This window comes from Epilithonimonas sp., from assembly GCF_032055105.1.
In the GTDB taxonomy this organism is placed as follows: domain Bacteria; phylum Bacteroidota; class Bacteroidia; order Flavobacteriales; family Weeksellaceae; genus Epilithonimonas.
The window spans coordinates 1-11,897 of the sequence record NZ_DAMBRK010000002.1 but is presented as its reverse complement, the minus strand read 5'-3'; the positions used below and the strand labels follow the sequence as shown (position 1 = coordinate 11,897).

The 11,897-nt window shown below is 34.3% G+C and carries 12 protein-coding genes; 6 read left to right on the top strand and 6 right to left on the bottom strand.

Annotation, left to right across the window (positions count from 1 at the left end; translation table 11 throughout):
• Positions 1-5 precede the first annotated feature (5 nt).
• Together paaZ and RTY06_RS01470 are read left to right on the top strand one after the other, a co-directional pair.
• Positions 6-2,051: a phenylacetic acid degradation bifunctional protein PaaZ gene (gene paaZ, locus RTY06_RS01475; RefSeq protein ID WP_312822296.1), complete on the top strand. Its 2,046-nt coding sequence runs from the start codon at positions 6-8 to the stop codon at positions 2,049-2,051.
• Between the two features lie 89 nt (positions 2,052-2,140).
• Positions 2,141-2,896, top strand: a complete 756-nt coding sequence (locus RTY06_RS01470; RefSeq protein WP_312822294.1) for an enoyl-CoA hydratase/isomerase family protein — start codon at positions 2,141-2,143, stop codon at positions 2,894-2,896.
• 260 nt (positions 2,897-3,156) lie between these two features.
• Here the strand turns inward: RTY06_RS01470 and RTY06_RS01465 are convergent, their stop codons facing one another.
• The 6 genes from RTY06_RS01465 to RTY06_RS01440 all read right to left on the bottom strand — a co-directional run bounded on the left by RTY06_RS01465 (position 3,157) and on the right by RTY06_RS01440 (position 7,495).
• The gene (locus tag RTY06_RS01465) at positions 3,157-4,065 is read right to left on the bottom strand and encodes a hypothetical protein (protein WP_312822292.1); all 909 of its coding nucleotides are present in this window, start codon (positions 4,063-4,065) and stop codon (positions 3,157-3,159) included.
• Between the two features lie 169 nt (positions 4,066-4,234).
• Entirely contained in the window at positions 4,235-4,582 is a 348-nt protein-coding gene (locus RTY06_RS01460) for a hypothetical protein (RefSeq protein ID WP_312822290.1), read from the bottom strand.
• Positions 4,583-4,670: 88 nt separating this feature from the next.
• Entirely contained in the window at positions 4,671-5,354 is a 684-nt protein-coding gene (locus RTY06_RS01455) for a response regulator transcription factor (protein WP_312822288.1), read from the bottom strand.
• 2 nt (positions 5,355-5,356) lie between these two features.
• Positions 5,357-6,043 (bottom strand): ATP-binding protein, encoded by a 687-nt coding sequence (locus RTY06_RS01450; protein ID WP_312822286.1) that lies wholly within the window; start codon positions 6,041-6,043, stop codon positions 5,357-5,359.
• 59 nt (positions 6,044-6,102) lie between these two features.
• A complete protein-coding gene (locus RTY06_RS01445) occupies positions 6,103-6,729 on the bottom strand; it encodes a hypothetical protein (protein ID WP_312822285.1) in 627 nt (208 codons plus the stop codon).
• A 7-nt stretch (positions 6,730-6,736) separates the two neighbouring features.
• Positions 6,737-7,495 carry a hypothetical protein gene (locus tag RTY06_RS01440; RefSeq protein ID WP_312822283.1) on the bottom strand — a complete coding sequence of 253 codons (759 nt, stop codon included), beginning with the start codon at positions 7,493-7,495 and terminating at the stop codon, positions 6,737-6,739.
• Positions 7,496-7,876: 381 nt separating this feature from the next.
• Here RTY06_RS01440 and RTY06_RS01435 point away from each other — a divergent pair, with 381 nt between their 5' ends.
• The 4 genes from RTY06_RS01435 (at position 7,877) to RTY06_RS01420 (ending at position 11,678) form a co-directional block, all read left to right on the top strand.
• Positions 7,877-8,128, top strand: a complete 252-nt coding sequence (locus RTY06_RS01435) for a type B 50S ribosomal protein L31 (protein ID WP_116037167.1) — start codon at positions 7,877-7,879, stop codon at positions 8,126-8,128.
• A 159-nt stretch (positions 8,129-8,287) separates the two neighbouring features.
• On the top strand, positions 8,288-9,448 hold the full coding sequence (locus tag RTY06_RS01430; RefSeq protein WP_312822280.1) for a GlmU family protein: 1,161 nt from the start codon (positions 8,288-8,290) through the stop codon (positions 9,446-9,448).
• Between the two features lie 140 nt (positions 9,449-9,588).
• Positions 9,589-11,241: an Ig-like domain-containing protein gene (locus RTY06_RS01425; RefSeq protein ID WP_312822278.1), complete on the top strand. Its 1,653-nt coding sequence runs from the start codon at positions 9,589-9,591 to the stop codon at positions 11,239-11,241.
• Positions 11,238-11,678: a heme-binding domain-containing protein gene (locus RTY06_RS01420; RefSeq protein ID WP_312822277.1), complete on the top strand. Its 441-nt coding sequence runs from the start codon at positions 11,238-11,240 to the stop codon at positions 11,676-11,678. The genes RTY06_RS01425 and RTY06_RS01420 overlap by 4 nt, the downstream gene beginning before the upstream one ends.
• The last annotated feature ends 219 nt before the right edge of the window (positions 11,679-11,897 follow it).

Genomic DNA, 11,897 nt, shown 5'->3' with positions numbered 1-11,897 from the left:
AGAATATGCAACTAGAAAATTACGCGCTCGGCAGATGGATAAAAGGTGAGGGAGAAGGGCATGCTTTATATAATTCTATCAATGGGGAATTGGTAGCAACGGCGACTTCCAAAGGTTTGAATTTTGCGGAAATGATGGATTACGCCAGAAAGGTCGGTGGTCCGGTTCTGAGAAAATTGACTTTCCAAGAAAGAGGTTTGATGTTGAAGAAACTCGCTTTTCATCTGATGGAAAAGAAAGATATTTTCTATAAAGTCAGTTGGGCAACGGGTGCAACCAAAGCAGATTCTTGGGTGGACATCGAAGGCGGAATCGGAAATCTGTTTTCTAATGCATCTCTTCGAAGACAATTTCCTGACTTACCTTATTATATAGATGGAGATTCAGTCAAACTTTCGAAAGAAGGAACATTCATAGGTCATCATATTTGTACACCGAAACGTGGTGTTGCAATTCATATCAATGCCTTTAATTTTCCGGTTTGGGGGATGTTGGAGAAAATTGCAGTTAATCTTTTGGCCGGTGTTCCGGCGATTGTAAAACCAGCAACAGCAACAAGTTTTTTGACGGAAGTTGTTGTTAAAGAAATCATCGCTTCACAAATTTTACCGGAAGGAAGTCTGCAATTGATTTGTGGTTCAGCCAACGGAATTTTGGATAATGTGACAATGGAAGATGTTGTGACATTCACAGGCTCAGCTTCTACAGGAAAAATGTTGAAAGCTCATCCAAAAATTGTTGAAGAATCAGTGCCATTTAATCTGGAAGCAGATTCTTTGAATGCAATGGTTTTAGGCGAAGATGCAAAACAAGGAACTGCGGAATTTGATTTGTTCATCAAAGAAGCAATACGCGAAATGACGACCAAAGCTGGACAAAAATGTACGGCAGTCAGACGATTGCTGGTTCCTGCAAATTTGGTGGAAGATGTTCAGATTGCTCTTGGACAAAGACTTTCCGGAGTTATCATTGGCGACCCGAATGTCGAAGGTGTGAGAATGGGAGCTTTGGCGAATAAAGATCAAGTAAAAGAAGTTTCTGAGAAAGTTCAGGAATTATCCAAAACTCAGGAAATCGTTTTCGGGAATCTCGATAATTTTGAAGTGAAAGGTGCGGACAAAAACAAAGGCGCATTCATTTCTCCGATTTTATTCTTTAATTCAGATCCGTTTAAATATACAGATTGTCATAACATCGAAGCTTTTGGACCTGTTAGTACAATTATTCCATATAATAATTTGGACGAAGCAATTGAACTTGCAAGAATGGGGAAAGGTTCGCTTTGTTGTTCGGTTGTGACTGCTAATGACGATTTTGCAAGAGATTTTGTTATTGGAGCCGCATCAATGCACGGAAGGATTTTGATTCTCAATTCCGATTGTGCGAAAGAAAGTACAGGTCACGGTTCGCCATTGCCAATGCTGATTCACGGAGGTCCCGGAAGAGCTGGTGGTGGAGAAGAAATGGGCGGAAAACGCGGCGTTCTTCATTATATGCAACGCACGGCGATTCAAGGTTCGCCAACGACATTGACACACATTACTCAGCAATATCAATACGGCGGAAAACAATGGGAAGATAACATTCATCCATTCAGAAAGCATTTTGAAGAATTGAAAATCGGCGAAACTTACATCACGGCAAAACATACGGTTACAGAGTCAGATATTACTAACTTTGCGAATGTTTCTGGCGACAATTTCTATGCGCATATGGACGCAACATCTTTGGAAGGAACAATCTTCGAAGGCAGAGTTGCTCACGGATATTTCATCTTAAGTAAAGCTGCAGGATTGTTTGTTGATGCAAGAAAAGGTCCTGTTTTACTGAATTATGGTTTGGACGAATGTCGTTTTGTGAAACCTGTTTATCCCGGAATGACGATTGGTGTGAAGTTTACTTGCAAAGAAAAAATCAATCAGGAAAAACGCGACGAAGAAGATATTGCAAAAGGAATTGTTCGTTGGTTGGTTGACGTTTATGACGAAACCGGAGAAACAGTTGCGATTGCTACAATTCTTACAATGGTTAAAAAACTTAATCAAGAATAAACTTAAGAAACAAGAGGAAAGAATAAAGATAAAAGATTGCGATTCAATATTTTAAATCTTTTAACAATTCAATTATTTAATATTAATTAATGGAAGCTTACGTAAAATCAAACATAAAAAATGGAATCGGAACCATCGAGTTTTTTCATCCTCAAAGTAATTCGATGCCGAGTTCTCAACTTAGAAATCTTGTTGAAGAGATTAATAATCTTAGTAAAAATGATGAAGTTAAAGTTATTATTCTGAAAAGTGGAGGAGAAAAAGTATTTTGTGCAGGCGCGTCTTTTGACGAATTGATTTCAATCAAAGATTTCGAGACTGGAAAAACATTCTTTTCCGGTTTTGCGAATGTCATTAATGCAATGAGAAAATCTCCAAAACTGATTATCGCAAGAATCCACGGAAAAGCTGTTGGTGGAGGTGTTGGAATTGCCTGCGCTGCAGATTATACATTTGCAACAGAAAACGCTTCTGTCAAATTAAGTGAATTAGCTGTTGGAATTGGACCTTTTGTCATCGGGCCGGTTGTGGAAAAGAAAATTGGAACTTCGTCTTTCGCACAATTAGCGATTAATGCGACTGAATTTTATTCCGCAGAATGGGCGCAAGAAAAAAGTATGTACCAAGATGTTTATGAAACACCTGAAGAAATGGATGCGGAAATTAATTTTTTAGCTGAAAAATTAGCCAAATCAAATCCTGATGCAATGGCTCAACTGAAAGAAATTTTCTGGAAAGGAACAGATCATTGGGATGACTTATTAGCAGAAAGAGCAGGAATTAGTGGAAATCTGGTTCTTTCGGATTTTACGGTGAATGCTATTAATAGTTTTAAAAATAAATAAGAGTAAAAGTAAAATCCCTTTCAATTTTAAAAGGGATTTCTTCATTTAAGTGATTAAGCTGGTCCTACTCATCTTAATTTATTTAAATGCTTTCATCATTATGAGTTCTAGAATCTAGTACATTTTATATATGAATTTGTGTCTGTTTCTTTTACAAAAATACTATTGTTGATAGCTTTTAGGTAGGGTATTAATTACTAATTTTATGATTACGTATTTCTACTTATTGCTCCTTGTCAAGGGAGGAAGTATTGCTTGTTTTATTGATTAATTCTGGCAATATCTACAATTCTTACACCAATATTACTTTGCAAACCAGTAGATGCGGCAGTATCCACTCGAAAAATAATCCTATAACCAACACCAATTGATGCACTATCTGCAATAGTGGTAAACATCACTTGAAATGGTGCAACATGACCCGTATCAAGACGTCCTGGTACCACAATAGAGTTTTCGTAGATCATAGCGCCAGATCCAATAGACTCAACTCTTACATTGAAATATTTGGACTCAGAAGGAGGATTATTTCCCATTACATATTCCATGTTCAAACGATAAGTGTTTCCATTTCCATTGATTGGAGCTTCTAGAAGAGCATAACCGTTGGAACCTTTGGTGGTGGTTATAATATCTTTTGGGGATCCTGTGGTTACACCGCCGGGGTATACACCAGTCACATATTCTGGATTAATATTTACGCCTTGATTTTGCGCTAATAATCCAAAAGACTGAGTCCCAGAAAGCGTAAGGAATCCAGTTTGGTTCACCCGGATTTTTACTGCGCCAGGACTGCTGTTTGAATAACTGCTTCCGGAAGAACCGGAGTCGCTTAACTTTTTCCATACAGTTCCATTGAAGTAATAATATCCTGCTTCTGTAATATTGATAGTTTTTCCTGATGGAGATCCTGTAACGGCATCTGTAACATATATAATAACTCCTGTCTGTCCACTATTGGTAGAGGTTGTTTTTGTATATAATGCATCTTTTGCTTTAAGTTGATCGCCTGTAATTCTGGGAGCAATGATGCCGTCTATTTTTGTTACGTCCGATGGGCTGGCAACAATATCTAGTGTTGCCATAGGCGTTTGCGTGTTGATGCCAACTTGTCCAAAACAGAGTGTGTTTATTAAAAATGTCGATAAAGCAATGAATGTCTTTTTCATTTTGTCGATTTTTATACTGTGACAAAGATGTAAAGAGTAGCTTAAGCACAGTAGAGTAGAAATAATGAATTTTACAATTAGGTATTTATACGGATTGTTTCTTTTGATCAATAAAAAAGCCCCATCAAATAATTGATGAGACTCTAGAAATATGAAGTTGGTTTAGTTTTTATGGTTTTTCTATATGCTTATTTTCGTGGATGTCAAGAATGCTATTTTTTTCATTGATTTCACTCTTCATTTTTATGACTTTAAAAACATTTTCTTTCAGTTCTACAACTTCAAAATTACCCTGAGTTGTTCCTGACGTAAGGTATGGTTTTGCCGAGAAAGTTCCTCTTGGTGTTTTGACAATTGCAGAGACTGTTACGATGGGGCAGATTCCTCGTTTGTTAGATTTCCAAATAGAGTTAGGTTTCACAAAGAAATAATGGCTAGAGCAAAATATCGTCATATAGGAAACCTCGCCCGATATGATGTAATTAGTGGAGTTTTTTATTTCTAATGAATTTGGCATTCTGAAAAAATGGTTATTAGTTTTTTTTTCAAAGTAATAACAATCTTCAGAATTGCGATAGCGTAGAAATACGTAATTTTTTTAAAATTTAGAGTTTGATTGGAACCGTGTGGATGTTATTAATAACAGCATAAATCACAATTCCGACTGTATTTTTGGCACCAATTTTATCTAGAATTTTTTGTCTGTGACTTTCCACAGTTCTTGGACTTAGAAAAAGAATGTCCGCAATTTCCTGATTGGTTTTCTCTTCACAGATGAGTTTTACCACATCTATTTCCCGATTGGACAATGTTTCTTCGTTATCGAAAAGAGACTTTTTACGAGAAGGCGTGTTCATATAAGTCAGCAGCATCTCGTGGTCTTCTTTGGTGAAAAACATTCCGTTTTTGTGAACTGCTTCTATGGCTTCTATAAAAGTGGCTTTGCTGGAGTTTTTCGGGAGAAATGCTGAAACACCCAGTTTTACCATATAACCAAGAACACTACTTTTATAATGAGAAGAAAGAATAATCAACTTAAGTTCTGGATATTTCTTTTTTAGAATCTCGACTAGTTGAAAACCATCCATTGGCTCCATTTGTACATCTGTCATTAGGATATCGGGGGAATTATCAGCTTCTAAGTTTTCCAAGTGTTCCAGAATTTGGTTGCCAGATGTTGTAGAATAATCCACCGATATATTGGTTTGGGCAGAAAGCAACATTTTGATACCTTCCAAAATGAGTTGTTCATCATCTACCAAAACGAGTTTGATGGTTTCATTCTTCATAGTTAATGCGGGATATTAATGATTAGTCGGCTTTGTTTTCCAATTTGGTTTTTCCATTTATAGAAGCCTTTCATAGAGACAATTCGGGATTCTATATTTTTGAGACCCATTCCTTTTTTTGCTTTTTCGTAATCAAAACTTTCTCCGTTGTCTGTGATAATCATTGTCAGATATTGCTGATGATTTCTGATATAAACCACCACTTCATTTGCTGTCGAATGTTTAATCACATTAGTCGTGAACTCTTGAATCACTCTGTAAATTTGAACTTCTGTGAAAATGTCTTTTTTCTGATATCTAGGATCGATGTCAAGAATCAATTCTATATTTTGGGAAAGATTCGTCACCAATTCTTGTAGATATAAAACCAATCCCAACTTTTCCAAATTCACAGGATAAAGAGAATGCGAAATGTTTCTTGTAGAATCTATCAATTCTGTAATCTGTGTTGTAATCACTTTTTTGGAAGCTTCTTGATTTTCTGGTTCCAGATTATTGAGCCAAAGCGAAAGAATATTGAGTCGGTTTCCAATGTCGTCGTGTACAGAAATGGCGATTCTCTTTCGTTCGTCTTCTTGTCCTTTGATGTTTTCGATCGATAATTCTTTCTGATGATCCATCTCAGCTTGGAATTGTAGGTCTTTTTCCTGAACGATTCTTTGGATAAAAGTTCTATAAGCTAAAAGCATAAAAGAGATGATGATTATCAACACGAGAATCAGCACAATTAGAAAGATGATATTGAGTTTTATTTCTTTAATTGTAAGAATGTTTTAATGAATAAACTGTAAAGAACCCACAACATCAAATTATTTATAACCCAAATAGCTGAAAAATATTCAAGTGGAAATTTGATGAGTTGATGTTGAAGCATAAATATAAAAATACTCACAGTAAAATATAAAAATAACGTCTTGTCAATCAATTGAAAAGAACTTTTACTTTCTACATTTTTTATGTCTTGAATTAAAGAATATCCAATTAGACTAATGATTATAAGGTTGGAAATAGCTTTAGAATAATCATTATTATATCCATATTTGATAAATACTCTATCTGCAGTCAAAAAAAATAAACTTACTAACCCTGTGATTATATAAGAGTATTTGCTAAGATTTAATTTTTTTATAAATATGCCAGTAACTACAAAAAATTCTCCTGTAATATATATAGGGTACAATCTAGATTTTAATCCAATTATTTCAAAGAAGGTTATTGTGTATGATAAAAATTCTATCAAAGAAATGAAAATGATATAATAGATATACCATTTTTCATTTTTTGATAGTAAGTTATATTTTGATATCCCAATTATTAGCGCAATTGCTAATAAAATAACAGAGATTATTCCAGAAATATTGTAAAATTGTTCCACAGTTCAATTAACCTCCAGTTGAAGCACTATATGGGGGAATAGGTCTAGACCAATCATATGTATTAGAAGGATCAGGCTGTACTGCGTAAACTGCGCCTGGAGCTCCAACTTTATCTCCTGTTGTATTACTGATGAAAATCAAAGTAGCTAACAGTCTTTCATAAACTGCAGAATATTTGAAACCAAAAACGCAAACGATATCTCGTGTGTTTTGCTTATCGTGCAAAAGATCTGCTTTTGGGATGTAGAAACTTTGGAAAAGTCTTTGCCCTTTGAACTCCAGAGATTCGCGTTGCAAATAATCCATTGCATTTTCTTTCCAAGATTCTATTTCGTCGATAGCTTTTAGTTGTCCTGTAATCGGCTCGTTCATAACAGGGAAATCCAAGTCAGAATCTTCTTTGCCTTTACTCAGGTCTTTTGTCAAAGTATAAGTACTGGTTACAGTATAAGTTTTGGTCTGCTTTAGAGTCAAATCACTTTCAAGAAATTGTAGTGTAGCGAACTCATAATTTTCTAAAGTTTTGACATCGCCAGCGCTGGTTCTAGGTGTAAGAATCAAAACTAATTGATTTTCCCAAACACCGATGTCTGCACGGAAATAAGTTTCTGCTTCGTTCTCTTTATCAAACCATTCGATTTGTTCACGAGACAAGATGAAAACTTGTTCTGGAGATATGATTTTTTGGATTTCAGAATAATTGGATTTGATTGCTGCCCAATTTTTTACGGCAGTTGTGTAATTCTCGTAAGTAAGTATTGACATTAATTTTCAATTTTTAGTTTGGGATAAAAATAAAGAAACTAATTTGTAATAGCAATACTGATAACTGTTTATTAATGTAAAACTGATAAAATTGTTTTATGACCATATAGACACATAAGTTTAGTGAAAACAAAACGAATAATAGCCAACATTGTTTCCTGTTTTTTTCTTTTTTGCACTTAAATATTGTGATTTTCTATGTGACTATGTGGTTTTAATTGTTTGTTATTTTAACAAGCTAAGTAGATTCGATATTTTTTAATTTTAGATAAATAATATTTGCAGAATAAAAAATAATTCCTATTTTTGCATCCTCAAAACCAGAGTTGTCGGATCCATTAGTCCACGCTCATATTATAACAAATTTTAAAACTTCTGAAAATGAAACAAGGCATACACCCAGAAAATTATAGATTAGTAGTTTTCAAAGATATGAGCAACGACGAGATGTTCCTTTGCAAATCTACAGCTGATACAAAAGATACTATCGAGTTCGAAGGAACTGAATATCCTTTGATCAAAATGGAAATCTCTTCTACTTCTCACCCTTTCTACACAGGAAAAACTAAATTGGTTGATACTGCAGGTAGAGTTGATAAGTTTATGAACAAATACAAAAAATTCGCTAAGTAATCTTAGTCTGTTTTTAAAAATATCAAAACCTTTCGGATTTTCCGAGAGGTTTTTTTGTTATTTTTGCTGGAGATAGAAATTAGACTTTAGAAGTTAGAAATTAGATTTTTTTGCACTTCTGTCTAACATCTAATATCTCACATCTAATATCTATAAAGAATGCAATTAGTATTTTCCGACGCACAATATTGGGAAGATTTTCTTCCACTCACTTTTACAAGACCCGTTGCAGAAATGCGAATGGGCATCCTGACTTTTGCAGAAAGATGGAAAAAACTCTTAGAAATAGATGAGGTTTTTTACATTACCGAGGATTTTCTTCAGAATAAATTCAGGAAACCAGAGCCAAAACAAAGTCTTTTCATTGTTTCCAATTTCTTTCCATCAGATGAGGTTTTGAAACAAATCAAAGAACTTCAGCCTGGCGAAGCTTTGGTTTATGATAACGAAGTTTTGGTAGCGAATATCAATATGGACAATTTTTCTCTGAATCAAATCAATAAGATGACGGATATTCACGAGAAATTATTATTCATAGAAAAACCAACCGATATTTTTTCGAATAATGATTTTGCGATTGATTTCGATTTCAAATTGATGACTGAAGGGAGAACGTCTCAGGAATTGTCTTCAACTAATGGATTTATCGGCGAAAAAGAAAATCTTTTCATAGAAGAAGGCGCAACAGTTGAATTTTCTACTCTCAATTGCAAAACGGGAAAAATCTACATTGGAAAAAATGCAGAGATTATGGAGGGTTCTAATATCCGTGGTTCTCTGGCGCTTTGCGAAGATTCTAAAATTAATCTTGGAACCAAATTGTATGGGGGAACAACGATTGGGCCTCATTCCAAAGTTGGGGGAGAAGTCAATAATATTGTGATTTTTGGTTATACAAATAAAGGGCACGACGGTTTTGTAGGAAATTCGGTGATTGGAGAATGGTGTAATCTGGGCGCAGATACCAATTCTTCGAATCTTAAAAATAATTACGCATCCGTAAAACTTTGGAATTACAAAAAGAAAAGATTTCTAGACACAGGTTTGCAATTTTGCGGTTTGGTTATGGGAGATCATTCCAAGACTGCAATCAACACACAACTGAACACGGGAACTGTAGTTGGTGTTGCTGCTAATGTTTTCAAGTCTGGTTTTCCTCCTAATCTTGTAGAGAGCTTTTCTTGGGGCGGAATGAAAGGTGATGAAAAATTCAAACTGGAAAAATCTTATGAAGTTGCCGAAAAAGCGATGGAACGTAGAAAAATTCTATTGACAGAAATGGATAAAGATATTTTGAAACATATCTATAATGAGTTTTAGTTTTAAAACTCATTTTTTTGTTTCTATTTTAACTTACTTTACAATTGTTGAAAGCGTTTTATCTCAAAGTTTGCTTATTTTTGCGGTCAAGTAAAATAGATTTTAGTCTAATATCTGAAATCTAACATCTATATATAATAATGAAGCAGTTTTTTCTTTGGCTTTTTGCGTCGTTGATTTTGGTAAGTTGTGCCAGAGTTGGTTCTCCCGTTGGTGGAGCAAAAGATTCTATCGCTCCAAAAATGATAGGTTCTAATATTGATTCAGCAAGAGTGGGTGTTTCTAGAAATACAAAAGAACTCAGGATAGATTTTGATGAATATATTACTTTGAAGGATATTAGTAAGAATCTGATCATTTCTCCACCAATTCAATACACCAAAATTATTCCTTCCTCTTTGGGAAACAAATATTTGGAAATCCAATGGAAAGATACCCTGCAAGCCAACACAACTTATAACTTCAATTTTGGAAACTCTATTGTGGATCTTAATGAAAGTAATGTTTTGCCTTATTTCAATTTTGCATTTTCAACGGGGGAGAAGTTGGATGATCTGTACATCAGTGGAACAATTACTGACGCTCTTGGAAATGAAAAAAACTCAGAAGGAAAAGATAAAAATCTTGTTGTTGGACTTTATCAAGTAAAGGATACGATGAACTATCGTCAAAAGCCTTACTATATTAGTAAAGCAGATCCTGATGGTTATTTTGAGCTGAATTATCTTACGCCTGGAAAATACAAGGTTGTTGGTTTTGACGATGAAAACTCCAATTCAATCTACGATATTGGAAAAGAAGGTGTTGCATTTCAAAAAGAAGAAATCAATCTGGAAAAAAGTATTTCTGGTTTGAAATTAAAAACTTTTCCCTCCAAAAAAACTGCAAAGTATAAAGAAATGTCTATTTCTACAGGTGGAGTTTTGATGACATTTGAAGGTAATCCTGAAAAAGTCGTGGTGAAAAAGGTTGGTGAAAAACCTGCGGATTATAAGATTACTCACAAATCAAAATCTGATTCGGTAAAAATTTGGTTCGATGCGACAAAAGAAAATATTGGAGCGACAGTCAGCGAAAATCTTAAGTTTTCTTATGATATAGGTTCTAAGCAAGACACGGTTTCTATTTTTTATAAAAAACCAGCAAAGGATGAAATGACAATTGCGAATCCTTTTTCTAATAATTTAGCGCCAGAGACAGATTTCAGATTTTCATCTAATTATATCATTAATAAAATCCAACCGGAAAACTGGAAATTGGAGTCGGATAGTATTGCTCAGGACTTCGCTGCCAAGATTTCAGAATTGGATTCAACCCAAGTTATTGTCAAATCAAATTTCATAATTGGGAAAAAATATCAGCTAACGGTTCCGAAAAACACCTTGAGCTCTTTCTATAATAGATCCAGTGAAAGTGTACGTTTCGATTTCGAAGTTGCAAAAGCGGAAGACTTTGGTAGTTTTGCGGCACATCTTAAGAATCTGCCAGCTCAAAAATTTTGGATTCAGCTTCTTAATGATAAAAATGAACCGGCTTACCAGCAATATACCAATCAGGCAGATGTCAAATTCGTCAATCTAAAACCTGGAACTTATAAATTAAGAATCTTGGTAGATAATAATGAGAATGGAATTTGGGATAGTTCAGATTTTGCTAATGAAACTATGGCAGAAGATGCTTATCTGTTCAAAAAATCTGGAGATAAAGAAGTATTGAGCAAGATTAATGTCCGTCAGATGTGGGAAATCAATGAAAACTGGGATTTAACCTTAGAAGAACAACCAATCAATTGAAAAAGATAATTTTTTGGATAGCTGTTGTTTTTCTGGCAATTCAGTTGATTCCTATTAATAGAGACAATAAAGCTATTGATAAGAATAATAATTTTGTGGATATTAACAATACACCAGAAAATGTCAAATCAATTTTAAAGAATGCTTGCTACGATTGCCATTCCAACGAAACCAAATATCCTAATTATTCTTATATCGCTCCGATTTCTTGGGCGGTTAAAGATCATATTAATGAAGGGCGCGAGTATCTCAATTTTTCAGAATGGGGTTCTTACAACAAGGACCTCAAACAAAATGCCATTGAAAAAACAATTTCTACAGTACGCGATTTGCAAATGCCTTTGCCTTCTTACATCGGTTATCATCCCAAAGCTAATTTGACGACAGAGCAGAGGACAATTTTAGAAAATTACTTCAGTAATCCAACAATTAAGTAACTTTAGAATATTATTCTTATTCATAACTCTATTATTATATGTAGTTGAATAATCTGAATCATATATTATTAATGATTTTTCCCGTTTGTTCAATTTTGACTTCTGCGTAACAAAAATCTTTTCAATAAAAGATAAATCTTACATCAATTATTTTATTTCGAACTCTATTTTTGCTTTTTCATTAATTTAGATATAAGGGATGTTTGTGATGGAAAAGTA